18 protein-coding genes are annotated in these 25,877 nt (G+C 70.9%); 9 read left to right on the top strand and 9 right to left on the bottom strand.

Annotation, left to right across the window (positions count from 1 at the left end):
- Positions 1 to 93: 93 nt before the first annotated feature.
- On the bottom strand, positions 94 to 651 hold the full coding sequence (locus HDC93_RS08900) for a hypothetical protein (protein WP_185008950.1): 558 nt from the start codon (positions 649 to 651) through the stop codon (positions 94 to 96).
- A gap of 419 nt (positions 652 to 1,070) precedes the next feature.
- Here HDC93_RS08900 and HDC93_RS08895 point away from each other — a divergent pair, with 419 nt between their 5' ends.
- The 5 genes from HDC93_RS08895 to HDC93_RS08875 are packed head-to-tail and all read left to right on the top strand — an operon-like array spanning position 1,071 to position 9,341.
- On the top strand, positions 1,071 to 4,163 hold the full coding sequence (locus HDC93_RS08895; protein ID WP_185008948.1) for a nitrate- and nitrite sensing domain-containing protein: 3,093 nt from the start codon (positions 1,071 to 1,073) through the stop codon (positions 4,161 to 4,163).
- Complete coding sequence (locus tag HDC93_RS08890) at positions 4,160 to 4,594, top strand: roadblock/LC7 domain-containing protein (RefSeq protein WP_031109090.1); 435 nt, start codon at positions 4,160 to 4,162, stop codon at positions 4,592 to 4,594. Before HDC93_RS08895 ends, HDC93_RS08890 begins: the two co-directional genes overlap by 4 nt.
- A gap of 9 nt (positions 4,595 to 4,603) precedes the next feature.
- The gene (locus HDC93_RS08885) at positions 4,604 to 4,999 is read left to right on the top strand and encodes a DUF742 domain-containing protein (RefSeq protein WP_031109092.1); all 396 of its coding nucleotides are present in this window, start codon (positions 4,604 to 4,606) and stop codon (positions 4,997 to 4,999) included.
- A 24-nt stretch (positions 5,000 to 5,023) separates the two neighbouring features.
- On the top strand, positions 5,024 to 8,755 hold the full coding sequence (locus tag HDC93_RS08880; RefSeq protein WP_185008945.1) for a hydantoinase B/oxoprolinase family protein: 3,732 nt from the start codon (positions 5,024 to 5,026) through the stop codon (positions 8,753 to 8,755).
- Positions 8,736 to 9,341, top strand: a complete 606-nt coding sequence (locus HDC93_RS08875; protein ID WP_185008943.1) for an ATP/GTP-binding protein — start codon at positions 8,736 to 8,738, stop codon at positions 9,339 to 9,341. Before HDC93_RS08880 ends, HDC93_RS08875 begins: the two co-directional genes overlap by 20 nt.
- Positions 9,342 to 9,451: 110 nt before the next feature.
- Here HDC93_RS08875 and glpK read toward each other — a convergent pair whose 3' ends face one another.
- From glpK to HDC93_RS08850, 5 genes are all read right to left on the bottom strand, one after another.
- A complete protein-coding gene (glpK, locus tag HDC93_RS08870) occupies positions 9,452 to 10,972 on the bottom strand; it encodes a glycerol kinase GlpK (RefSeq protein WP_185008941.1) in 1,521 nt (506 codons plus the stop codon).
- A 19-nt stretch (positions 10,973 to 10,991) separates the two neighbouring features.
- Positions 10,992 to 11,786, bottom strand: a complete 795-nt coding sequence (locus HDC93_RS08865; RefSeq protein ID WP_185008938.1) for an MIP/aquaporin family protein — start codon at positions 11,784 to 11,786, stop codon at positions 10,992 to 10,994.
- Between the two features lie 758 nt (positions 11,787 to 12,544).
- Positions 12,545 to 14,242: an EAL domain-containing protein gene (locus HDC93_RS08860; RefSeq protein ID WP_311774525.1), complete on the bottom strand. Its 1,698-nt coding sequence runs from the start codon at positions 14,240 to 14,242 to the stop codon at positions 12,545 to 12,547.
- Between the two features lie 163 nt (positions 14,243 to 14,405).
- Positions 14,406 to 15,596 carry a lipid-transfer protein gene (locus tag HDC93_RS08855; protein WP_185008936.1) on the bottom strand — a complete coding sequence of 397 codons (1,191 nt, stop codon included), beginning with the start codon at positions 15,594 to 15,596 and terminating at the stop codon, positions 14,406 to 14,408.
- A complete protein-coding gene (locus HDC93_RS08850; protein WP_185009634.1) occupies positions 15,593 to 16,018 on the bottom strand; it encodes a Zn-ribbon domain-containing OB-fold protein in 426 nt (141 codons plus the stop codon). The genes HDC93_RS08855 and HDC93_RS08850 overlap by 4 nt, the downstream gene beginning before the upstream one ends.
- 176 nt (positions 16,019 to 16,194) lie before the next feature.
- Between HDC93_RS08850 and HDC93_RS08845 the strand changes: the two genes are divergently transcribed.
- On the top strand, positions 16,195 to 17,004 hold the full coding sequence (locus HDC93_RS08845; RefSeq protein ID WP_185008934.1) for a M15 family metallopeptidase: 810 nt from the start codon (positions 16,195 to 16,197) through the stop codon (positions 17,002 to 17,004).
- Between the two features lie 46 nt (positions 17,005 to 17,050).
- The gene (locus HDC93_RS08840) at positions 17,051 to 17,587 is read left to right on the top strand and encodes an NUDIX domain-containing protein (protein WP_185008931.1); all 537 of its coding nucleotides are present in this window, start codon (positions 17,051 to 17,053) and stop codon (positions 17,585 to 17,587) included.
- A gap of 2 nt (positions 17,588 to 17,589) precedes the next feature.
- Here HDC93_RS08840 and HDC93_RS08835 read toward each other — a convergent pair whose 3' ends face one another.
- Complete coding sequence (locus HDC93_RS08835) at positions 17,590 to 19,956, bottom strand: glycoside hydrolase family 31 protein (RefSeq protein ID WP_185008930.1); 2,367 nt, start codon at positions 19,954 to 19,956, stop codon at positions 17,590 to 17,592.
- A 211-nt stretch (positions 19,957 to 20,167) separates the two neighbouring features.
- Here HDC93_RS08835 and HDC93_RS08830 point away from each other — a divergent pair, with 211 nt between their 5' ends.
- Both HDC93_RS08830 and HDC93_RS08825 read left to right on the top strand, forming a co-directional pair.
- Positions 20,168 to 22,135, top strand: a complete 1,968-nt coding sequence (locus HDC93_RS08830) for an acetoacetate--CoA ligase (protein ID WP_185008928.1) — start codon at positions 20,168 to 20,170, stop codon at positions 22,133 to 22,135.
- A 174-nt stretch (positions 22,136 to 22,309) separates the two neighbouring features.
- Positions 22,310 to 23,200, top strand: coding sequence for a hypothetical protein (locus HDC93_RS08825; RefSeq protein WP_185008926.1), 891 nt, complete (start codon positions 22,310 to 22,312; stop codon positions 23,198 to 23,200).
- Between the two features lie 69 nt (positions 23,201 to 23,269).
- On the opposite strand, the gene ptsP is transcribed toward HDC93_RS08825, so the two are convergent.
- Both ptsP and HDC93_RS08815 read right to left on the bottom strand, forming a co-directional pair.
- On the bottom strand, positions 23,270 to 24,940 hold the full coding sequence (gene ptsP, locus HDC93_RS08820) for a phosphoenolpyruvate--protein phosphotransferase (RefSeq protein ID WP_185008924.1): 1,671 nt from the start codon (positions 24,938 to 24,940) through the stop codon (positions 23,270 to 23,272).
- 78 nt (positions 24,941 to 25,018) lie between these two features.
- Entirely contained in the window at positions 25,019 to 25,468 is a 450-nt protein-coding gene (locus tag HDC93_RS08815; RefSeq protein ID WP_031105072.1) for a PTS glucose transporter subunit IIA, read from the bottom strand.
- Between the last annotated feature and the right edge of the window lie 409 nt (positions 25,469 to 25,877).

Genomic DNA, 25,877 nt, shown 5'->3' with positions numbered 1-25,877 from the left:
GGGGCCTACGGCGAGGACGCGCCGGGGCCTGGTCTCGGCCCGGCGGCCCCCCTCGCGTCCGGTGGCCTCGCCCCGGCTTCCCTCCGCCATGCCTCACGAGTGGGACAGCTGCCCGGCTCCACCCGGCCGGCGTATCCGCTCCTGCGCCCGCTCGGCGGCCCTCTCCTGCCGCCGGGCCCGGCGCCGCTCGCGCCGCAGGGCCCGCGCCGTGCTGCTCGGCACGGACACCACGCCGTTGCGCTGGTTCCAGACCTGGCGCGTCACCCACACGTCGAGCGCTCCCCAAGTGGCCGCGATCGTGCTGACCACACTGCTGATCACCATGGGGAACGCCAGCCAGGACCCGGCCATCGTGCACAGGAAGGCCACCATCGCCTGGATCAGCGTCACGGCTATGAGGAGGACCGCCCGCACCGCCGCCGTCCGCACCGGATCCGGCAGGCGACGCCGTCGTGCGGGCTCCTCGACCCACAGGGGCCGGTAGTGCTGCTCGCGGGTGCCACGACCCGCCTCGCGAACCGGGGCCCCCGTCTCTCGGTCCAAGGGCTCCGCGCCCTCGGAAGTGTCGCGATCGGTCGCCTCGGGATCCCGATGCCCCGTCAGCTGCGCCCCACCCGCCCTGGGCGCACCGCGCCGTTCCGCCGTGCCCATCACCGTGTCACTCCCCACCGCCAGCAGACCGCTCGCTCGCGTCCGAAGACCCGTGCTTCCCAGTGGCTGCCCGGCTTGCGCTGTTTTACGCCGCCCAGGTGCGGGACGCGGCTCCTGTGGCCGATTCCGCCCCCGTTTCCCATGGAGAAGGACGAACAACTCCTCACGAAAATTCCCGAGAACCGAAAAATTTCAGCCAACCGCCCTGGCGGAGTCGAGTGGTTGGCCCGCACCCCGACCACCGGTTTCGGGGAGACAACTCCCGCAATGCCCGGACAACTCGCCATGCCACGTGGCTGGCGCGGAACTTCAGGTTCCGGACCGGTCTTCGAGTTCCCTGTGGGTCGGTAGTAGGCTCGCGCCGTTTGTTGACGCACATGTGTACCCCCGGTAGCCGGGGGCCCGAGCTGGGGGAGGCCATGCGCTTTCGCGGGAAGTCCATCCGCCGGAAGATCGTGGCGCTTCTCCTCGTGCCGCTGGTGTCCCTGACCGCGATCTGGGCCTTCGCCACGGTGCTCACGGGACGTGAGGCCAGCGACCTCTTCAACGTGTCGTCCGTGGTGGAGAAGATCGGCTACCCCATCGAGGACACCGTCCGCGTCCTCCAGGAGGAACGCCGCCAGACTCTGGTCTACCTCGCCGACCCCCGAGCGTCCGACGGCCTCGCCGCGCTCCGGCGCAGCCGGAACGCCACCGACAAGGCCGTCGGCAGCATCCGCGAGAACGCACGGAACCCCGATGTGCGCGACGCGATGGGCGCGGACACCGACGAGCGGCTGACCGCCGTCCTGGACGCCTTCGACGGCATCGAGTCGCTGCGCCGCAGCGTCGAGGACGGCACGGTCAACCGCACCCAGGCCCTCGACCTCTACAACCGGCTGGTCGACCCCTCCTACGTGCTCCTCGCCAATCTGCACGTGGTCGACAACATCGAGCTGGACAAGCAGTACCGCGCGCTGGTCAACCTCGCCCGCGCCCGCGAGCTGCTCGCCCGCGAGGACGCCCTCCTCGGTTCCGCCCTGATCGTCGGCAGGATCTCGCACTCCGAAGAGCGGGACATCTCCGACCTCGTGGCCCAGCGCACCCTGATGTACGACGTCAACCTGCCGCTGCTGCCCGTGGCGGAACGCGACCGCTACCAGACCTTCTGGAAGAACGCCTCCTCCGCTCCCTTGCGCGTGGCCGAGGAAGCCGCCGTCTCCTCCGGGGGCGGCAGCCCCCGCGGGGTCTCCGCCAAGAGCTGGGACAGCGCCGCCGGAAACGTGCTCGACGAACTCGGCACCCTCAACGACCAGGCCAACGACCGCTACCAGGACCGCGTCCATCCCGTGGCCGTCGGCGTCATCGCCAAGGCCGTCATCGCCGGTGCGCTCGGATTGATCGCGCTCCTGGTCTCCCTCTTCCTGTCCGTGCGCGTCGGTCGCACCCTCATCCGCGATCTGCGGCAACTGCGCCTGGAGGCCCACGAAGCGTCCGGAGTGCGGCTTCCCAGTGTCATGCGCCGCCTCTCCGCGGGCGAGCAGGTCGACGTCGAGACCGAGGTCCCGCGCCTCGAATACGACAGGAACGAGATGGGCGAGGTCGGCCAGGCCCTCAACACCCTGCAGCGCGCCGCCGTCGAAGCCGCCGTCAAGCAGGCCGAACTGCGCGCCGGCGTCTCCGAGGTCTTCGTCAACCTCGCGCGCCGCAGCCAGGTCCTGCTCCACAAGCAGCTCACCCTCCTCGACGCCATGGAGCGCCGGACCGAGGACACCGAGGAACTCGCCGACCTGTTCCGTCTCGACCACCTGACCACCCGCATGCGCCGGCACGCCGAAGGCCTGGTGATCCTCTCCGGCGCCGCGCCCTCCCGGCAGTGGCGCAAGCCCGTCCAGCTGATGGACGTCGTGCGCGCCGCCGTCGCCGAGGTCGAGGACTACGAACGCATCGAGGTCCGCCGGCTTCCGCGGATCGCCATCAGCGGCCCGGCCGTCGCCGACCTGACGCACCTCGTGGCCGAACTGCTGGAGAACGCCACGGTCTTCTCGCCGCCGCACACCGCCGTCCAGGTCCTGGGCGAACGCGTCGCCAACGGCTTCACCCTGGAGATTCACGACCGCGGCCTCGGCATGGCGGCCGAAGCGCTCCTGGACGCCAACCTCCGGCTCGCCGAGACGCCGGAGTTCGAGCTCTCCGACACCGACCGGCTCGGCCTGTTCGTGATCAGCCGGCTCGCCCAGCGCCAGAACGTCCGGGTCTCTCTGCAGCCCTCCCCGTACGGCGGCACGACCGCCGTGGTCTTCATCCCCGACGCGCTGCTGACCGACGACGTGCCGGACACCAACGGCATCGGCTTCCGGCTCGACCGCCCCCAGCTGGCCCCGGAGGGCGAGCCGCAGGACAGCCGCCGCGCCGCGCTGTCCCAGGCGTCCGCACAGCGCCCCGGCCTGCCCGCCTCCCTGCTGGACGGACCGGTCGAGCTGGAGGCACCCGTCGACCTGGACGCCGTCGGAGACCTCCCCGGAGCCCTCGAGGACGAGGACGGAGAGCACGGTGGTCTGTTCCGCCCCCGCCACTTCCTCACCCGAGCCCCGGACGAGACCGCGGCTCGCCGCACCGATCCGCGGCGGCCCACCGACGTCCGCGCCACGGGGGACGTCACCGACGCCGACGACGAGCTGAGCGCTCCGGTCCCGCTGTCCCGCCGCCACACCCCGAAGCTGGTCAGCTCGCACGGGCGCCCGGTCACCGAGCAGCGCACCCGGCGGGGCAAGACGGACGAGGAGTCCAGCACGGCCCTCGGCCGGACGGAGTCGGGCCCCGCGTCCGCGCTCCCGTCACGCCGCCGGAGCGAGGAGTCCACGGGCAGCCGGGCCACCGGCCGACCCGGACCCGAACCCGCGCCCGCCCTTCCGGCCCGGCGCCGCACCGAGAACTCCTCGTCCGGCAGCGGTCGGGGCGACGCCCAGCCCGACGCACCGCCACCGCTGCCGTCCCGTCGTCGTGGGACGGACTCCACCCGCCGTGGCATCGGCGCAGCCGGCCGCGACGATGACCAGACCGCATCCCCGGCCTCGCCCGGCAGCGCCATGGGCGACCGGTCGGAGTCCGCCGTCCTCCCGAAGCGGACCCGCCGCGCGGAGATCGCCTCGAGCGGCCCCCAGGCACCCGGCCACCGCTCCGCCTCGGAGACCACCGCCGCACCCTCTCGCCACGAGACAGGCTCCGGCGCCACACCCCAGGGGACCGGCTCCGCATCCCAGGGGACCGGCTCCGCACCACAGCCCGGTTCCGGCACGGCCCCGCTGCCCCGGCGCGTCCGGCAGGCGAACCTGGCCCCGCAGCTGAAACGAAGCTCGGAGCCGCGCACCGATGACGGTGCCGAGCCCGTCGAACGCGACGCCGAGGAAGTACGCAGCCGCATGGCATCGCTCCAGCGGGGCTGGCAGCGCGGCCGTGAGGAGAACGCCGCGGGCGATACCGCCCACAGCGGCGCAGCACCGCAAGGAACGACAGAGGGGGACGGTCGATGACCGCACCGAAGGCGACCGGCCACACCGCGACGATCAAGGGGGAGCTGAACTGGCTCCTCGATGACCTGGTGGACCGAGTAGCGAGCATCCGCAAGGCCCTCGTGCTCTCCGGCGACGGTTTGCCGACGGGCGTGTCCAAGGACCTGACCAGGGAGGACAGCGAGCACCTGGCCGCCGTGGCCTCCGGGTTCCACAGCCTCGCCAAGGGGGTGGGGCGTCACTTCGAGGCCGGCAACGTCCGCCAGACGGTCGTCGAACTCGACGACGCCTTCCTCTTCGTGACGGCCGCCGGTGACGGCAGTTGCCTCGCCGTCCTCTCCGACGCCGACTCGGATGTCGGCCAGGTCGCGTACGAGATGACGCTGCTCGTGAAGCGGGTGGGCGTGCATCTGGCCGCCGCTCCGCGCACCGATCTGCCCGCAGGCGGGTAGTGGGATGACATGAGCGCTGACGGTCAGGGAAGAAGCCACTGGTTCGACGACGACGCCGGACCGGTCGTCCGCCCGTACGCCATGACCCGCGGCCGCACCAGCAGCCAGGGCCAGCACCGCCTGGACCTGATCGCGGTCGTGGTCGCGGAGCCGCACGCGGACGATCCGGAAGCGGACCACATGCTCTCCCCGGAGCACGTGGACATCGTCGAACTGTGCCGTGACATCCCGCAGTCGGTCGCCGAACTCGCAGCGGAACTCGACCTGCCGATCGGAGTGGTACGGGTCCTCGTCGGGGATCTCGTGGACGGAGAATTCGTCCATGTGAACCGGCCCGTACCCCCTGCCGAGCTGCCGGACGAGAGTATTCTGCGCGACGTGATCAACGGCCTCCGGGCGCTGTGAGCAGCGCGGAAGCGGGGTACTGACGTGACTGGCTGGCAGTTCTGGGTGGACCGCGGCGGCACCTTCACCGACGTCGTCGCCCGGAGCCCGGACGGCCGGCTGCTCACGCACAAGCTGCTCTCCGACAACCCCGCCCGCTACGCCGACGCCGCGGTCGAGGGTGTCCGCACCCTGCTGGCCGGCTCCGACGACCCCGTCGACAGCGTGCGCATGGGGACCACCGTCGCCACCAACGCCCTCCTGGAGCGCAAGGGCGAGCGCACGCTGCTGGTCATCACCCGCGGCTTCCGCGACGCCCTGCGCATCGCCTACCAGAACCGCCCGAGCATCTTCGCCCGCCGTATCGACCTGCCCGAGCTGCTGTACGAACGGGTCGTCGAGGTCGACGAGCGCATCGCCGCCGACGGCACCGTCCTGCGCGCCCCCGCCCTGGACGCCCTCGCCGGGCCGCTCCAGGAGGCGTACGACGACGGGATCCGCGCCGTCGCGGTGGTCTGCATGCACAGCCACCTCCACCCGGCCCACGAACAGGCCGTCGGGGACCTCGCCGCCCGCATCGGCTTTCCGCAGATCTCGCTCTCCGGCGAGGCCAGCCCCCTGATGAAGCTCGTCCCCCGCGGAGACACCGCCGTGGTCGACGCCTACCTCTCGCCCGTGCTGCGCCGCTACGTCCGGCACGTGGCCGACGAGCTCGAAGGCGTACGGCTGATGTTCATGCAGTCCAACGGCGGCCTCACCGAGGCCGGGCAGTTCCGCGGGAAGGACGCCATCCTGTCCGGGCCGGCCGGCGGCATCGTCGGCATGGCCCGGATGTCGCAGCTCGCCGGCTTCGACCGCGTGATCGGCTTCGACATGGGCGGCACCTCCACCGACGTCTCCCACTTCGCCGGCGCGTACGAGCGCGTCTTCACCAGCCGGATCGGCGGCGTCCGGCTGCGCGCCCCGATGCTGGACATCCACACCGTCGCCGCCGGTGGCGGTTCCGTCCTGCACTTCGACGGCTCCCGCTACCGCGTGGGGCCGGACTCGGCGGGCGCGGACCCCGGACCTGCCTGCTACCGGGGCGGTGGGCCGCTCGCCGTCACCGACGCCAACGTCATGCTCGGCCGGATCCAGCCCGCCCACTTCCCGAAGGTGTTCGGACCGGGCGGCGACGAGGCCCTCGACGAGGTGCTCGTCCGGGACCGCTTCACCGCCCTCGCCCGGGAGATCGGCGAGCAGACCGGCGACGACCGCACGCCGGAACAGGTCGCCGAGGGGTACCTGCAGATCGCCGTGGCCAACATCGCGTCGGCGGTGAAGCGGATCTCCGTCCAAAAGGGCCACGACGTCACCCGTTACGCCCTCACCACGTTCGGCGGCGCCGGCGGCCAGCACGCCTGCAAGGTCGCCGACTCCCTCGGCATCCGCACGGTCCTCGTACCACCCATGGCCGGCGTTCTCTCCGCACTCGGCATCGGCCTCGCCGACACCACCGCCATGCGCGAGCAGTCCGTCGAGGCCCCCCTGGAAGCCGCCTCGATGCCCGGCGTCCTCAAGACCGCCGAAGACCTGGAGGCGGCGGCCCGGGCCGAACTCCTCGCCGAGGACGTCCCCGAGGAGCACATCGAGGTCACCCGACGCGCGGAACTGCGCTACGACGGCACGGACACCACCTTCACCGTCGAGCTGACCGAGCCCGGCACGATGCGACACGCCTTCGAAGAACGTCATCGCGCCACGTACTCCTTCACGCTCGACCGCCCGATCGTCGTCGAAGCCCTCTCCGTCGAAGCCACCGGCATCACCGAACCCCCCGATCTCTCCGCCCTCGTCCCTTGGCGAGCCGCCCCCGACGGCAGCTCCGCCCGCGGTTCCGCAGCGCCCGGTGCCGTCCGCCTCCACACGGACGGCGCCTGGCGCGACGTACCCCTGCACCGCCGCGAGGACCTTCCTCCCGGCGACACCGTCACCGGCCCGGCGATCATCACCGAAGCCAGCTCCACGACCGTCGTCGACGACGGCTGGCGGGCCACGGCGACCGACGACGGGCATCTGGTCATGGAACGCGCCACGATTACACAGAGTTCCGATCTCGACACGAAAGTCGACCCGGTCCTGCTTGAGGTCTTCAACAACCTGTTCATGTCGATCGCCGAGCAGATGGGCGCCCGCCTCGAATCAACCGCCCAGTCCGTCAACATCAAGGAGCGCCTGGACTTCTCCTGCGCCCTCTTCGACCCGGACGGAAACCTGGTGGCCAACGCCCCGCACATCCCCGTCCACCTGGGCTCGATGGGCACGAGCGTCAAAGAGGTCATCCGCCGGCGCGGCCCCCGCATGCGACCGGGCGACACCTATGCCGTCAACGACCCGTACCACGGCGGCACCCACCTGCCCGACGTCACCGTGATCACGCCGGTCTTCGGCACCGCACCGCCGGCCGACACGGAGAGTGACGCAGGGAGCGGCTCGTCGGGTGCTCCGGACAGTGAGAGGAGCGGCTCGTCGGGTGCTCCGGACAGTGATCCGCAGATCCTCTTCTACGTCGCCTCACGCGGCCACCACGCCGAGATCGGCGGCATCGCCCCCGGCTCCATGCCCGCGGGCAGCCGCACCATCGAGGAGGAAGGCGTCCTCTTCGACAACTGGCTGCTCGCCGAGAAGGGCCGCTTCCGGGAGGCCGAGACCCTCCGCCTCCTCACCGAGGCGCGCCACCCCTCCCGCAACCCGAAGACCAATCTCGCCGACCTGCGCGCCCAGATCGCCGCCAACCGCAAGGGTGTCGACGAGGTCGGCCGCATGATCGAGGACTACGGCCTCGACGTGGTCCAGGCTTACATGAGGCACGTCCAGGACAATGCCGAAGAGGCCGTACGCCGGGTCATCGACGCCCTCGACGACGGCGACTACGCCTACGAGACCGACGCGGGCGCCGTCATTCGCGTGGCCGTGCGCGTGGACCGCGAGAACCGGGCCGCGACCATCGACTTCACCGGCACGTCCGCCCAGCTGCCCACCAACTTCAACGCCCCCTTCTCGGTCGTCAACGCGGCCGTCCTGTACGTCTTCCGCACCCTCGTCGCCGACGACATCCCCCTCAACGACGGCTGTCTGCGTCCCCTGGCCATCGTCGTCCCGCCGGGCTCCCTGCTCGCCCCCGAGCCGCCCGCCGCGGTCGTCGCGGGCAACGTGGAGACCTCCCAGGCCGTCACCGGAGCCCTCTACGCGGCGCTCGGCGTCCAGGCCGAGGGCTCCGGGACCATGAACAACGTCACCTTCGGCAACGAACGCCACCAGTACTACGAAACCGTTGCCTCAGGCTCCGGCGCGGGTGACGGCTTTTCCGGCGCGCCCGTCGTCCAGACCCACATGACCAACTCCCGCCTCACCGACCCCGAGGTTCTGGAGTGGCGACTGCCCGTACGCCTCGAGGAGTTCGCCGTCCGGCGCGGCAGTGGCGGCGCCGGCCGGTGGCACGGCGGGGACGGCGCCGTACGACGCATCCGCTTCCTCGAACCCATGACCGTCTCCACCCTGTCCCAGCACCGCCGGGTCCCGCCCTACGGCATGGCGGGCGGTGAGCCGGGTGCTCTCGGCGCCAACCGGGTGGAGCACGCGGACGGCACGGTGACCGCACTTGGCGGCAGCGACTCCGCGGACCTCGTCACCGGCGATGTACTCGTCATCGAAACCCCAGGCGGCGGAGGCTATGGCCCGCCGTCGCCCGACCCCCATCAAGCAGGAGAAGAGATCGATGATCTTCGGGCGTTCTGAGCGCGGCAAGCCTCCGGTCGAGCCCGTCACGCTCAAGATCCTGGTGGCCGGCGGCTTCGGCGTGGGCAAGACCACGCTCGTCGGCGCGGTCAGCGAGATCAGACCGCTGCGCACCGAGGAGCTGCTCACCGAGGCCGGGCGCCCGGTCGACGACACCAGCGGCGTGGAAGGCAAGAACACCACGACCGTGGCCATGGACTTCGGCCGTATCACCCTCCGCGAGGACCTCGTGCTGTACCTCTTCGGCACGCCCGGGCAGGAACGGTTCTGGTTCATGTGGGACGAGCTCTCCGAGGGCGCGCTCGGCGCCGTCGTGCTCGCCGACACCCGCCGCCTGGAGGACTGCTTCGCCGCCGTCGACTACTTCGAACGGCGTTCCATCCCCTTCCTCGTCGGCGTCAACTGCTTCGAGGGCGCTCCCCGTTACCCGATCGAGGACGTCCGCCAGGCCCTCGACCTCGACGAGGGCGTGCCGCTCCTGATGTGCGACGCGCGGGACCGCGAATCGGTCAAGGAAGCACTCATAGGCGTCGTCCAGCACGCCATGGCGTACGCGGCCGACCGCCGCGAGGCCCTGTCCGGCTGACCCACAGGATCTACGCGGACGGCCCGTATCCGAATACCGATGAGCACGGCCCGTACCCTCGCCGACCGGGGTACGGGCCGCAGCCGTGGCGACGCTCCACGCGCGCGTGGTCAGCTGTCGCCTTCCTCCTCCCAGCCGAAGCTCTTCTCCACGGCCTTGCGCCAGTTGTGGTACTCGCGGTCCCGCACCGACGCCTCCATGTTCGGCGTCCACTCGACGTCCTTCTGCCAGTGCGCCTTGAGTTCGTCCGTGTCGTTCCACACGCCGGTGGCCAGACCGGCCGCGTACGCGGCACCCAGACAGGTCGTCTCGGAGACCTTGGGCCGCACCACCGGCACGTCGAGCACGTCCGACTGGTGCTGCATCAGCAGGTTGTTCTTCGTCATGCCGCCGTCGACCTTGAGGGTCGTGATGTGCACCCCGGAGTCCTGGTACATGGCGTCCACGACCTCGCGGGTCTGCCAGCTCGTCGCCTCGAGCACCGCGCGCGCGAGGTGTGCCTTCGTCACGTACCTGGTGAGTCCGGTGATCACGCCACGCGCGTCGGAGCGCCAGTACGGCGCGAACAGGCCGGAGAACGCCGGCACGATGTACGAGCCGCCGTTGTCCTCGACGCTCGCCGCCAGGGGCTCGATCTCGTCGGCCGTCCGGATGATGCCGAGCTGGTCCCGGAACCACTGGACGAGCGCGCCCGTGATGGCGATCGCGCCCTCCAGGCAGTAGACCGGCGCTTCAGTGCCGATCTTGTACCCCATGGTGGTCAGCAGACCGCTCTTCGACGGCACCGGGCGGTTGCCGGTGTTGAGCAGCAGGAAGCTGCCCGTGCCGTACGTGTTCTTCGCGGTGCCCACGTCGTAGCAGGCCTGGCCGAACACGGCGGCCTGCTGGTCGCCCAGCGCGGAGGCCACGGGGACCCCGGCGAGCTGGCCCACGGCGGTGCCGTACACCTCGGAGGAGGACCGGATCTCGGGCAGCATGGCCTCGGGGACGTTCATCGCCGAGAGGATCGAAGGGTCCCACTGCAGGGTCTCCAGGTTCATCAGCATGGTGCGCCCGGCGTTGGTCACGTCGGTGACGTGCTGCCCGCCGTCCGTGCCGCCCGTGAGGTTCCAGATCAGCCAGGAGTCCATCGTGCCGAAGGCGATCTCGCCGCGTTCGGCCCGGGCCCGCAGGTCGGGCACGTTGTCGAGCAGCCAGGCCGCCTTGGGCCCGGAGAAGTAGGTCGCCAGCGGCAGACCCGTCTGCTCACGGAAACGGTCCTGCCCGTCCGAGCCGCCCAGCTGGTTGCAGAGCGCCGCCGTCCGCGTGTCCTGCCAGACGACCGCGTTGTGCACCGGCTTGCCGGTCGCCCGGTCCCACAGGAGGGTCGTCTCGCGCTGGTTGGTGATCCCCATCGCGCTCAGCTGGTCGGCCCTCAGACCGGCCTTGGCGAGCGCTCCCGCCACCACCGCCTGTACCTTCGACCAGATCTCGGTGGCGTCGTGCTCCACCCAGCCGGGCTTCGGGAAGATCTGGCGGTGCTCGCGCTGGTCCACGGCGACGATCGCGCCGTCCTGGCTGAAGACGATGCAGCGGCTGGATGTGGTGCCCTGATCGATGGCTGCGACGTACTTCGCGGAGTTGTCCGTCATGGCTACCCCTTCGGCTGGATCAGAAGGCTGCGTTGTAGATGACGCCACCGAGCAGGCCGCCGATCAGTGGACCGACGACGGGGATCCACGAGTAGCCCCAGTCGGACGTGCCCTTGTTCGGGATCGGCAGGATGGCGTGGATGATGCGCGGACCGAGGTCGCGCGCCGGGTTGATGGCATAGCCGGTGGGACCACCCAGGGACAGGCCGATGCCGACGACCAGCAGAGACACCAGCAGGATCGCGATACCGGACCCGTAGATGCCGCCGCCCCCGGGAATCAGGCCGATGCCGACGCCCTCCACGTGCCTGTCCTGCCCGACCAGGGCCAGGATGGGCAACACCAGCGCAATCGTGGCGAGGATCTCCGTGACCAGGTTGGCGATCGGGTTCCGGATCTCCGGGACGGTCGAGAATATCCCTAGCGTCGGAATCGGTTCGTCTGCCGTGCCCTCCGTGGTGCCCGTCTTCCGCACGTTGGCCGCGAACTGGGCGTAGTACACGAGGTAGCACAGGACGGCCCCGATCATGGCGCCGGTGATCTGACCCAGCAGATAGACCCAGACCTTGCTCCACACGCCGGTGTCGACGGCGAGGCCGAAGGTGACGGCCGGGTTGATGACCCCTCCGGACAGGGGAGCGGCGGTGTACGCGCCGGCCAGCACGCCGAAGCCCCAACCGAACGCGATCACGATCCACCCGGAGGCCCGTGCTTTCGAGAATCTGAGGGTGACGGCGGCACACACGCCGGCACCGAACAGGATCAGAATCGCCGTGCCGATCATCTCTCCGAAGAAGATGTCTCCGTTAGTCATGGCTGCTCCTCAGCCTGGCCCGGGACGATCGGCCCCGGTCCTCACCTGCAGGGTGCGCTCTCCCGTGGCTACTTCAGCCGAAGGCAGGGAGATCCCGCGCCCCGCCCGGCATCCGTGACGAGCGTGCCGTCGCAGCCGAATCGCCCGTGGGGGAATGGGCCTTGGCGCAGGCGCACCCACGCGCCGCAGTGCCGGAATACGCCGACTATGTACGGCGATGTCGACTGACACCGGAAGTGTTCACCGGCACCCAAAGGGCGTCAAGGTCGCCGACCGCAACGGTTGACGGCCTTCCGACGGCCACCGGGATCGCGCCTGGCCGACGGGCCGGTTGCTCGGCCATGGCGGCGCCCGGTCGGGTCGTTGTTCAGATTTCAGATCTGTTTTGGACCCGCGCGGGCCTCCGGGCGCCGCGCGAGGCCTGGCTGATGGTGTCCGGCCTCCGCCGGGCTCCGCCAGGGGCGAAAGCCCAGCCGCACCTGACTCCTCGCTTGCTAAAGTCCAGGATCTACCTGACCTGGAGGTTTCTCAACCGCAGAAGCTCCGCGGGGCCCTGGCCTCCGCGGAGGGGGCCCGGCGACCGGTCACGGCGGGCCGGGCGATCGGTCACCGTCGCGCCCGTGCACGACCTCGTCAGCACCGCAACTCCACGGCCCACGCGCCGGCTCGGCTGCCGAACGGGGCGGGCGACGGCGCCCGACCACGCCGAGCAGGGAACGGCCGAGCAGGGGCCACCGAGTAGGGGCCTGCGCCGCACCTCAGACGCCTTGCGAGCCGCTCTCGACCGCCATACCGTACCTCGCAGACGCAGACGCAGACGCAGACGCAGACGCATGCCCAGGCTCCGGCGTCGTTTGCGTGCCCCGGCGGGTCTCATGGCCCGCCACGCCCGCCCGGCCCAGCACCCAACTCGCCCCGTGCAGCGCCTTGGCCGCCCTCTTCAACGGGGCCAGGCAGGCTGCGGCCTGCCGGTGGTCGCTCACGCTGCCCGGCGCGCACAGCACCGTCGCGAGCGACAGCGTGACCGGTCGGCCCCCGGCCGACCAGGGAGCGTCCAGCACCGAGGCGGCCAGCGGATCGAGACCGTCCGGATCGGCGAGCACCAGGAAGTCGTCCCCGCCGATGTGTCCCACCCGCGCGCCCACCGTCGCGGCCTGCTGCAACGCCCGGCCCACCGCCTTGATCAGTTCGTCTCCCGCCGCGAATCCGGCCCCGTCGTTGACCTGCTTGAAGTGGTCGACGTCCAGCCAGCTCAACGCGAACGCCCGCCCGGCCGCGATCCGGCGGTCGACCTCGCCGGTGATCGCGTCCGAGCCGGGCAGACGCGTCAGCGGACTGAGTCCCGCCGCCTCCTCCACCCGTGTCTCGGCCAGGGCTCGCACGAGGTCGGCGAGCCGCACGACCCCCACGCACCGTCCGTGCTCGTCCACCACGGCCACGTCGTCCGAGGTGCGGTCCCGCTCACCGACCGCCACCACGTCCAGCACCTCCCAGGCCGTGGCGTCGACGCCCACCGTCCGCGGCGGGTCGCCGAGCTTGGCCGCCGGGCGGTCGGCGTACAGGGCATGCCCGTAGCGCCCAGACATCGACAGCAGAAAGCGGGAGCGGTGCACCGACCGGACAGGAACGCCACTGGTGTCCACGAGCAGCACCCCGGACACGTCCGGTGACCCGGTCAGCAGGGCTCGCACCTGCCCCGCGGACGCGGTGGCGGGCAGCAGGGCGGCGGGACGGACGAACTCCCGCACCGACGGCCCGGACCCCGGCGCCGGCGCCTCGGCGGGGGAGCGGGGCGGGACGTAGACGTCGGCGGCGGGCAGGCGGGCCGGCGGCGCGAACAGCTCGCCCTGCGCCAGCTGGGCCCCGGCCGCCAGCGCCGCCGCGCACTGCCCTTCGGTCTCCACCCCCTCCACGGCCAAAAGCGCCCCCATCTCGTCGCACAGCGTCCGCATCGACCGCACCACCGCCGGTCGTGTCAGCAGCGACGCATCCAGCTTGACCAGGCCGGGCGCGAGGTCCGAGAGCAGCCGCAACGGCACATCCCCGTCCCCGACACCGTCCGCGCAGATCCGGAAGCCCTGCCCGCGCAGCGCGGCCACCGCCTCCAGCAGAGACTGCTGCGGCACATGCGTGTACGGCGGGCAGACGTCGACCGTCACCTCCCAGGGGAGGCGCCCGGCCTCACGCACGGCGTCGTGCAGGGAAGGGAGCCCTCCGAGGTCGGCGAGGGTCCCGGCGAACACGTTGACGAACAGCGGAAGCAGGGTCTCCTTCCGCGCTGCCGCGCGGATCGCCGCCACCGCCAGCCGGCAGTCGAGCTCCGGGTCCCGGCGGGCCTCGGCCAGGACGTCGCCGCTCTCCGGTCGGGCGAGTATCTCCAGCCCCGCGACCGCTCCGGTCGTCAGATTGACCGCCGGTTGGAAGGCGAAGCGGAGAGTGTCCGTCCAGGAGTGCACGGGAGCATGATTGACGCCTCCGGCGCATGCCCAAGCGCAGTTCATGAGACGTTCACGCAGGATTCCGGCGCGATCACACAGCGTATGCATCGTGCGGGATCAATGGAACGGAAGGACCGGCGTCAGCAACAGTGCCGCCGCCCGGTCCAGGGCCACTGAGGGCTCACCGCACCGCGATCACCGCCGACCCGTGCCCGAACAGCCCCTGGTTCGCGGTGATGCCGACGCGCGCTGCCGGGACCTGCCGGTCACCTGCCACGCCCCTCAACTGCAGGGTCAGCTCGCAGACCTGGGCTATCGCCTGCGCCGGAACGGCCTCCCCGAAGGACGCCAGTCCGCCGCTGACATTCACAGGTATACGCCCTCCCAGGGCTGTCGCACCATCCCTCAGCAGCTTCACGCCCTCGCCCTCTCCGCACAGCCCCAGGTCCTCGTACCACTGCAACTCGAGGGCGGTGGACAGGTCGTAGACCTCGGCGAGCGACAGGTCCTCCGGCCCGAGACCCGCCTCCTCGTAGGCCGCCCGGGCGATCGATCTGCGGAACGTCTCGCCCGGTGGCTCCACTTCCCGCGCGGAGTCCGTGGCGATGTCCGGCAGGTCCAGCACGGTGTTCGGGTAGCGCGGGGTCACCGTGGACACCGCGCGGATCCGCACCGGCTCCGCCTGCCCGTGCCGACGCGCGTACTCCATGCTCGAGAGCACGACCGCCGCACCGCCGTCGGAGGTCGCGCAGATGTCGAGCAGTCGCAGCGGGTCCGCGACCACGGCGGAGGCGGCGACCTCCTCTGCGGTCACGCGGCTGCGGTAGCGCGCGCGGGGATTCAGCGCTCCCATCGCCGAGTTCTTGACCTTGACCTGTGCGAAGTCGTCCGGCGTGTCGCCGTGCCGAGCCATGCGCCTGCGGGCGTACAGCCCGAAGTACACGGGGTTGGTGGCCCCGAGAATCCGGAACCGCAGCCAGTCGGGATCGTCCGGCCGGTCTCCGCCCGCAGGGCGGAAGAACCCCTTGGGAGCGGCATCGGCCCCCACGACGAGCACCACATCGGCGAGCCCGGCGCGGATCTGGGCCCGTGCGGCGTCGATGGCCTGCGCTCCGGACGCGCACGCGGCGTACACGCTGGTGACCCGGGCCCCTTGCCAGCCCAGCGCCTTCGCGAACGTGGCCCCGGCGACATGGCCGGGATAACCGCCCCGCACCGTGTCCGCGCCGACGATCGCGCCGATGTCCCGCCACGCCAGCCCGGCATCGGCGAGGGCCTCCCGGGCCGCCGCGACGCCGTACTCCACGAAGTTGCGCCCCCACTTGCCCCACGGGTGCATGCCCGCGCCGAGCACCGCCACCTCTTCCGTCATTCCGTCACCCCCGTCGGCCGCCAGTGCCACGTCGTCCAGGTCGTCTCCGCGTCCTCATGGAGCACACCGGGTACGACCTCCACCTCCAGGCCCACCGCCAGGTCGGCGACGGTGATCCCGGGAGCCGCCTGTCCCAGCACCACCATCCGCTCGGCCTCCAGCTCCACAGCGATGAACGCGCACGGCTCCCACGAAAGTTCCGGATCGGTCACGTACGGTGACGGAGGGGGGTACCGGCTGTCCGTGAACGACCAGACACGCCCCCGCCGCGACAGCGGAACCTCCGTCAACTCGCCGCCCGCGCATGCGGGGTTGCGGCAGTGATGGTCCTCGCGGGGGAAGAAGACTGAAGCGCACGCCGAACAACGCGTGCCGAGCAGCCGGAAATCGTCCCCCTCCCCGGTGAACCACCCCGACACCACAGGTGTTCGCGCACGCGCCACAGCGCCCTCCCTGCACAAAAAATCTGACGGGACGTCAGAAGTGTGTCACGGCCGGTCGGAGATCGGCAGTCCACGAGCCCGAAGCGAACGGACGGTCGCGGACTCCGCATGCGGCCCCTTCTCACGACGCGACCAGTCCTGGTAGACGCAGGGGCATGACACGACTCACCACCGTGGCGCGTGCCCTCATCACCACGTTCGCAGTCCTGCTGGCATCGGCCGCACCCAGCACGACCGCCCAGGCCGGCACCGACCCGAAAGCACCGAAGGACTTCGTGGCGCTGAGAAGCGTGGATCCGACCATCATCCAGGAGATGCGCTATGTCACCCCGCACAACTTCGTGGGTGAGCGCATCGACGGCTACCGGCAGCCCCTCTGCATCCTCACCCGCCCCGCCGCGGAAGCCCTCCACAAGGCCCAACGCAAGCTCCTGCGCCAGGGCTACACCCTCAAGGTGTACGACTGCTACCGGCCGCAGCGCGCGGTGGACCACTTCGTCCGCTGGGCCGAGGACCTCGACGACGAGGCGATGAAGGGCGAGTTCTACCCGAACGTCGACAAGACCCGGCTGTTCGCCGACGGCTACATCGCGGCGAAATCCGGCCACAGCCGTGGTTCGACCCTGGACGTTACGCTTGTCAGGCTCCCGGCGAAGCCGACTCGGCCCTACCGCCCCGGAGAGCCCCTCGTGCCCTGCTTCGCGCCCAAGGGTGAGCGGTTCCCCGACAACTCGATCGACATGGGGAGCGGCTTCGACTGCTTCGACACCCTCTCGCACACCCTCGACCCACGCATCCGGGGCCAACAGCGCGCCAACCGACTGCTGCTCAAGGGCACCCTGGAAGGCCTCGGCTTCGTGAACCTGACAGAGGAGTGGTGGCACTACACCTTCAAGCCCGAGGCCCATCCGGACACGTACTTCGACTTCCCCGTGGCCAGGAAATCCCTCACCAGCGCTCACTGAGCAGCCTGCCCGAAGCGCCCTCCCCGCGATCGGCTACAGTCCGCGCGTGTCCGAATCACAGCACTCCGCTTCCAACTCCGCGCCGAACTCCCACTGTTCGAGCTGCGGCGCGCCCTACGGAGAGGGCGTCACCGGCTGGCCCCGCACCTGCCCGGTGTGCGGGGCCGTGGCCTACCGCAATCCGCTCCCGGTCGCGGTCGCCCTCCAGCCCGTGTACGACACCAAGGGCACCGCCCTGGTCGTCATCACCCGAACCATCGCCCCCGCGCGCGGGGGCATCGCCCTGCCCGGCGGCTACATCGACGACCGGGAGGACTGGCGGCAGGCCGTCATACGCGAACTCCGGGAGGAGACCGGCATCGACGCGGCCGGCCGTGACGTACGGCTCGCCGACGCGATGAGCTCTCCCGACGGACACCTGCTGCTCTTCGGCCTCCTCCCGGAGCGCCCGGTCGAGGGCCTGCCCGCGTCCGCCGCCACGGACGAGACGGAGAGCTGGCACCTCCTGCGCAGGCCCGAGGAACTCGCCTTCCCCCTGCACACGCTGGCCGTGCGGGCCTGGTTCGAGGGCCGGTACACCTGAGCTCAGGGCTCCCCGGCCCCGCGGACGCGCACCGGGTAGGACGGTGCGCGTCCGCCGTGCTCGCCCTCCCGCTCGACGACCACCCGGGAGCCCGTCCACCGAGCGGTGTAGCGCTCGATCTCCGGCTCCTCCCATCCGTCGCCCCCGTCCGGCACGACCAGCCCGCCCCCGGTCCGCCCCCGGGCGGGTGCCCACACCTCCAGCTCCAGCCCTCCGTCCTCCCCGTGTACCGGAAGCACGGCACCCGCGCGGGCGAACACCGGAATCCGCGCCAGGGGAGCGTCGACGAGCACCTGCCCCGGCCCCTCGTACGCCCGCCCTGTCGCGGTGTCGTACCAGCGCCCCCACGGGAGCTGCACGGCACGCCGGTCGGCGCCCGGGGCCAGCACCGGCGCCACCAGCAGGCTGTCACCCAGCAGGAAGGCGTCGTCGCAGTCGCGCAGCGCCCGCTCCTCCGGTGCCGCCCACCACAGCGGCCGCACGAAGGGCGCTCCAGTACGCCTCGCCAGATGCGCCAGCGTCATGAAGTACGGCAGCAGCCGACGGCGTTCGACGAGCGCCACGCGCGCGTGCTCCAGCACCTCGCCACCGAACTCCCACGGCTCCCTGCGCCCCGCCCGAAGACTCGCGTGCGTACGGAACAGCGGCAGATACGCGCCCAGCTGGAACCACCGCAGATACAGTTCGGGCGAAGGATCCCCGTCGAAACCCCCGACGTCGGGCCCCGAGTACGGGACGCCGCACAGCCCCAGCCCCATCACCAGCGCCAACGACGCCCGCAGCCCCGGCCACCCGGTGGCCACGTCCCCCGACCACGTCCCCCCGTAGCGCTGCATGCCGGCCCACCCGGAGCGGGAGAACAGGAACGGCCGCTCCTCGGGCGCGAGCTTGCGCAGCCCTTCGTAGCCCGCCCTGGCCATGCACAGCGCGTACACATTGTGCGCCTCACGATGGTCACCGCCCCGTCCCTCCAGGGAGTGACGAGCCGAGCGCGGCAGTGTCGACTCGCCGAACGCGGTGAGCGACGTGGGCTCGTTCATGTCGTGCCAGAACCCCGAGAAACCCTGCGCGAGCCGCTCCTCGTAGAGGCCGCCCCACCAGTCACGCACACGCGCGTGCGTGAAATCGGGAAACACCGCCTCCCCGGGCCACGCCACACCCTCCACGACCTCCCCCGAGGCATCCCGCACGAACGCTTCCCCGGCCACACCGCCGTCGTACACCGCGTTGCCGGCAACAGCCTTCACAGCAGGGTCGACGATCGACACCAGCCGGATGCCGTCCCGCCGGAGCTCCTCCGCCAGCACGGGCAACTTGGGGAAGCGGTCCTGGTCGACGGTGAACACCTGATGTGCGTCGAGGTGGTCGATGTCCAGGTGCACGGCGTCCAGAGGCAGACCGTGCTCCAGGTAGCCCGCGACGATCCGCCGCACCTCCTGCTCACTGCCGAACCCCCACCGCGCGTGATGGTGCCCGAGCGCCCACGCGGGGGGCAGCGCGGGCGCCCCGGTGAGCGACGCCCAGGCGAGCAGCACGCGCGCGGGGGTGCCCACCATCACCCAGCACCGCAGCGGCCCGCCGTCCATCCGCAGCTCGCACGTCCCGGCACGGTCGTGCCCGGAACCCTCGCCCTCCTCGCCCTCCCGCAATGTCACCGTGCCGTCCCACGAGCTGTCGTGGAACGCCAGATGCGTACCGCCGTCGGACACCACCAGCTGCACCGGCATCGTGATGTACAGCGGGTCCTCTCCGGGCGCGAAGACACGGCCGGGATCGCTGTTCCACAGCCGGTAGGTGCCGTCCGGCAGCCGAGGACCCGAGCTACGCCCCCCGAGGCCGAAGAACCGCGCGTCGGCGCCCACCTCCGACCGCTGCATCCACCGCGCCGGACCGCCGCCGACCGGCTCCCACCACCGCGGCGGCAGATCACGCCGCAGGGGCACACCACCCGGGGTACGCACCTCCACCGCTCCGTATCGCGAGACCACCACCGTCACGCGCTCGGCCACCACACGCCAGCCGCCGTCCTTGTCCGGCTCCAGGACCGCCCGAGGATCCGGCTCGGGACAACGGCCTGCCAGCGCGTACGACGGCTCCGGCTCCGCCCCGTCCCAGCCCCAGAACACGGCCCCGTTCACGGCGACCAGAATCCGCAGCTCCGACCGGCTGAACCGGACGACACCGCCGCCCGGCCCCGGCTCCGCTCCCGCCACGGGCCCGGGCACCCGCGCACGCTCCGCCCCCCGCGCCGGCAGCCCGGTGGCGTCGGCCCGCCGCCTGCGCCACGCTGCTCGTACGGTACGCACACCCTGCGCCGCCCCCAACGAAGCCACCGCTTTCACCGAACGCACCAGGTCACGACCGTTCATGCTGCTCACCCTGCCACCGACCGCCCCGCACACGTGTGTCGTTCAACTGCCGTTCACCCGTGCCAGGACCACATCTTCACGACACGGACTATGTGGGGCGCACCCTGGTGCCGAAGTCGATCACATGGCATTGTCCGTGCCAGCCGCTCACGCGCACACCCCAGCCCGTGCGCGGAGGACGCACACGACGCGCACAGTCCGGGAGCCGACCATGTCGACCGACAGTTTCCAGCCGCTCTGGCAGCCCGACCCCGAGCGCATCGCCCGCGCCCGGATCACCAGGTTCCAGGTCTGGGCCGCCGAACACCACGGCGCCCCCGCCGACGGCGGCTACGCCGCCCTGCAGCGCTGGTCCGTCGACGAGCTGGACACCTTCTGGAGAGCCGTCACGGAATGGTTCGACGTCCGCTTCTCGCACCCCTACGCGCGCGTGCTCGGCGACCGCTCGATGCCGGGCGCCCAGTGGTTCCCCGAAGCGACTCTCAACTACGCCGAACACGCCCTGCGCGCGACCGCCACCCGCGCGGACGAACCGGCCCTTCTGCACGTCGACGAGACACACGAACCACGCCCCGTCACCTGGACCGAGCTGCGCCGCCAGGTCGGCTCCCTGGCCGCCGAACTGCGAGCCCTCGGCGTACGCCCCGGCGACCGCGTCAGCGGCTACCTCCCGAACGTCCCCCAGGCGGTGGTGGCCCTCCTCGCCACAGCCGCCGTCGGCGGGGTCTGGACGTCCTGCGCACCCGATTTCGGCGCCCGCAGCGTCCTCGACCGCTTCCAGCAGGTCGAACCCGTGGTGCTCTTCACGGTCGACGGCTACCGCTACGGCGGCAAGGAGCACGACCGGCGCGACGTCGTCACCGAACTGCGCCGGGAACTGCCCACCCTTCGCGCCGTGATCCACATTCCGCTCCTCGGCACCGAGGCACCCGAGGGCTCCCTGGACTGGTCGGCCCTCACCTCGGCCGACACCGAGCCCGTCTTCGAGCAGGTGCCCTTCGACCACCCCCTGTGGGTGCTCTACTCCTCCGGCACGACCGGTCTGCCCAAGGCCATCGTCCAGTCCCAGGGCGGCATCCTGGTCGAGCACCTCAAACAACTCGGCCTGCACTGCGACCTCGGCCCCGAGGACCGCTTCTTCTGGTACACCTCGACCGGCTGGATGATGTGGAACTTCCTCGTCTCCGGCCTGCTCACCGGCACCACGATCGTCCTCTACGACGGCAGCCCCGGCTACCCCGACACCGGCGCCCAGTGGCGGATCGCCGAACGCACGAAAGCCACCCTCTACGGCACCTCGGCCGCCTACGTCATGGCGTGCCGCAAAGCCGACGTGCACCCCTCCCGTGACTTCGACCTGTCCTCCGTGCAGTGCGTCGCCACCACCGGGTCGCCCCTCCCGCCCGACGGTTTCCGCTGGCTCCACGACGAGGTCCGCGACGACCTGTGGATCGCCTCCGTCAGCGGAGGAACCGACGTGTGCTCCTGCTTCGCCGGAGCCGTACCGACCCTTCCCGTCCACGTCGGTGAACTCCAGGCCCCGTGCCTCGGCACCGACCTGCAGTCCTGGGACCCGAGCGGCAACCCCCTCGTCGACGAGGTCGGCGAACTCGTCGTCACCAATCCCATGCCGTCGATGCCCATCCACTTCTGGAACGACCTGGGCGGCAGCCGCTACCACGACAGCTACTTCGACACCTACCCCGGCGTTTGGCGGCACGGCGACTGGATCACCCTCACCTCCCGCGGATCGGTCGTCATCCACGGACGCTCCGACTCCACACTCAACCGCCAAGGCGTCCGCATGGGATCCGCCGACATCTACGAAGCCGTCGAGCGGCTCCCCGAGATCAAGGAATCCCTCGTCATCGGCATCGAGCAGCCCGACGGCGGCTACTGGATGCCCCTCTTCGTCCACCTGGCCCCCGGAGCGGCCCTCGACGAAGCCCTGCTGAACCGCATCAAGCAGACGATCCGGGAGCAGCTGTCACCGCGCCACGTCCCCGACGAGATCATCGAAGTACCCGGCGTCCCGCACACCCTCACCGGCAAGCGCATCGAGGTCCCGGTCAAGCGCCTCCTGCAAGGCACCCCGCTGGAGAAGGCGGTCAACCCGGGCTCCATCGACAACCTCGACCTGCTGAACTTCTACGAGGACCTGGCCCGCAAGCGCGCCTGACCCCTGCCGCGCAACTCCCCGTCACCACGACTCAGGGCGCGGGTCACAGCGCATACCCATTGTGACCTGCGCCTTGAGGTCTCGATTGCGTGCACACTCACCACGCCCGGACCGATTGTCAGTGCCGCCGGTTACTGTGAGTGAGCATTGATCGACCGTGCACAGGGGGAAACAATGGCGAACACCGACAACCGCACCATGCGACGCGTCCTGCACCGCGAGATCGCCGGCACCATCGGCCTGCTCACCGACGAACACGACTTCAGGGCCATGCGGCGTTACCGCACCTTCACCTTCGCCGACCACGCGACCTACCTGAAACAGGTCGAGTCCCTCCTCAGGGCCCGAGCTCTGCAGGGCAGCCACACCACAGTGGCCCTCTTCGACCCCGAGGAATACGCCGAGTTCTGCACGCAAAAGGGCCTGGACCCCGACAACTCGTCGAGCCGCACCCGCTTCACCGCACAGATCGCGGCCACCGGCCCGACCCTTCCCTACGACGGCCGGCCGCTGGCCGACCTCGTCCCGGCCCTCGTCGACGAGGCCGTCCGGCAGGCCACCTGGGAGTACGCGACCACCCTCCTCGCCCGCCTGGGCGCCTGCACCTCCTGCGGCGAAGACATCGGACGCGCCGCCTTCACCCGAGCCGCGGGCCTCCTCGTCCGCATCCTCGACACGGCCCCGCCCGGCAACCGACACCTCGTCTGCAGCGTCACCGGACCGCCGGAAACCCTCACCGCCGCCCTCCACATCGCCGACGACGGATCCGCCCTGGAACTGGACGAGACCGAAGCCCTCGAGTTCACCACGGTGCTGGCCCTCGGCCTGGCCACCGAAAGTCCCGGAGGACTCGTCACCCGCGTGAGCGCCCCGGACACACCCGACCGCGTCTACGGCTGGCGCATGCGCGCATACGGACTCGAACCCCTCACCGCGGGAGAGGTCTTCGACGCCTACTGCACCGACATCGAATCCGGAGACCTGATCTCCCCGGAATCCAACGTCGACTACTGCGCACCGCCCGACCTCGGCGAGGAGAAACCCGCTCAGGGCCACCAGCACTGAGAACGCCGGAGGGGCGCCCCACCTCAGTGGAGCGCCCCTCCCGGGAAGCCGTCGGCAGCAAGGCCGGAGCTACTCGCCCGACAACACCGCCTGCGCCGCGCTGCGCGCGTCCTCGGCGCTGTCCGTGGCCCGGGCCGCCGCGGCGGCCCGCTCGCACTGAGCCAGCGTGTACTTCGCCAGCGTCGCCCGGACATAGGGAATCGACGCGGCACCCATCGAGAGAGAGGTGACACCCAGACCGGTCAGCACGCACGCGAGCAGCGGGTCGGACGCGGCCTCACCACACACACCACAGCTCTTCCCCTCGGCCTTCGCCGCCTCGGCGGACAGCTCCACCAGGTCGAGAAGCGCGGGCTGCCACGGGTCCTGCAGACGGGAGACCGCACCCACCTGACGGTCGGCGGCGAAGGTGTACTGAGCAAGGTCGTTCGTCCCCAGCGACAGGAACTCGACCTCCTGCAGGATCGAGCGAGCCCGCAGAGCGGCCGACGGGATCTCGACCATCGCGCCGAACTTCGCCCGCAGCCCAGCCTCACGGCACGCGGCCGCGAAAGCCCGGGCATCCGTACGGTCCGCCACCATCGGGGCCATGACCTCGAGGTAGACCGGCAGCCCTTCGGCGGCCTTCGCCAGCGCGGTCAGCTGGGTACGCAGGACGTCCGGGTGATCCAGCAGCGTCCGCAGCCCCCGCACGCCGAGCGCCGGGTTGGGCTCGGCCGCCGGCGTGAGGAAGTCCAGCGGCTTGTCCGCACCCGCGTCCAGCACGCGCACCACGACACGCCCCTCGGGGAACGCCTCGAGCACCCGCCGGTACGCAGCGACCTGCTTCTCCTCGGACGGCGCCTGCTTGCTGTCGTCCAGGAAGAGGAACTCGGTACGGAAGAGACCGACGCCCTCGGCACCGGCCTCGACGGCGGCCTCCACATCAGCGGGGCCACCGATGTTCGCGAGCAGCGGCACCTTGTGACCGTCAGCGGTGGCACCGGGTCCGGTCGAAGCCGCCAACGCGGCCTTCCGCTGGGCGGCCGCGGCCTCGAGCTGGGCCTTCTTCTCGTCGCTCGGATCCACGAAGATCTCTCCCGTGCTGCCGTCGACAGCGATCATCGTGCCCTCGGCGAGCTCACCGGCCCCCGGCAGCGCCACCACGGCCGGCACACCGAGCGCCCGGGCCAGAATCGCGCTGTGGCTGGTCGGACCGCCCTCCTCGGTGACGAAACCGAGCACCAGAGTGGGGTCCAGCAGCGCGGTGTCCGCAGGCGCGAGGTCACGGGCCACCAGCACGTAGGGCTCGTCGCTGTCGGGGACGCCCGGCATCGGCACCCCCAGCAGACGGGCGACAATACGATTCCGCACGTCGTCGAGGTCGGCCACGCGACCCGCGAGGTACTCACCGGCTCCCGCCAGCAGCTCGCGGTACGAGGCGAACGCGTCGTACACCCCGCGCTCCGCCGTGCTGCCGACCGCGATCCGTCGCTCCACATCGGCCATCAGCTCGGGATCCTGGGCCATCATGGCCTGCGCCTCGAGCACCGCCTGGGCTTCGCCGCCGGCCAGGTTGCCGCGCGCCATCAGGTCCGCCGCCACCGCCTCCACGGCCTTGCGGGCACGCCCCTGTTCACGCTCCGCCTCTTCCGCCGGGATCTGCTTCGCGGGCGGCTCGAGCACCGCCGTTCCCATGTGCCGTACCTCGCCGATGGCCACACCGTGGCTCACGCCGACGCCTCGCAGCGTTGTCTCCATCTCACCCGTCTCCGATAGAGCGGCGGGCCCCGCCGCCGCGTTGGTTGTCGTACTCGCCGTCATACGACGGCACGGACGTCACTTCCAGAGGAAGAGACTGTCGCCGGCCTTAACTTCGCCGTCGATGCGAAGATCGGAGAGAGCTTCGGCCGTGGCCTCCAGCGCCACGACCGGGCAGATCGCGGACTTCCCGGCGGCCTCGACGGCGGCCGGGTTCCAGCGCACGACGGCTTGGCCGCGCCGGACGGTGTCGCCCTTGTTCACGAGCAGCTCGAAACCTTCGCCGTTGAGCTGCACGGTGTCGATACCGAGGTGGGTGAGCACGCCGTGCCCGCTCTCGTCGACCACGACGAACGCATGCGGGTGCAGGGAGACGATGACGCCGTCCACGGGGGAGACGGCCTCGGAGGGTTCTCGTACGGGGTCGATCGCTGTGCCCGGGCCGACCATGGCCCCGGAGAAGACGGGATCCGGCACGGCTGCCAGTCCGATGGCGCGTCCTGCGAGCGGGGACGTCACGGTGGTCATGGGAAGCCTCCCAGGGATGGAGATCGATATGGCCGTCCCTGTAGGTACCGGGCGGCACACTGTTGAGCAGCGTATGTCACCTGAAGTGCCGGTTCCGCGTGCGCACTCCGAAGTGGTCTAGACCATACCCCAAATCGATTTGCACCGGCTCCGCGGCCGCGTGTACAGTCGTACTCCTGCTTGGGGCTGAGCGGCGCAACCTTGCGCCTTGGCTGAGCAGCAACCAACTTGTCAGATCCTATCTCTGGGTCCGCTTCTGCATGCCTGCAGGACGGTGGTCAGGGGGCCGGAAAAACACTGATAGAGTTTGGAACACCGAAGGGAAGCCCGGAGGAAAGCCCGAGAGGGTGAGTACAAAGGAAGCGACCGTTCCTTGAGAACTCAACAGCGTGCCAAAAGTCAACGCCAG

The organism is Streptomyces sp. AK010, from assembly GCF_014207295.1.
Taxonomy (GTDB): Bacteria; Actinomycetota; Actinomycetes; order Streptomycetales; family Streptomycetaceae; genus Streptomyces; species Streptomyces massasporeus.
The sequence above is the reverse complement of the archived record's forward strand: the minus strand, read 5'-3'. Positions and strand labels throughout refer to the sequence as shown.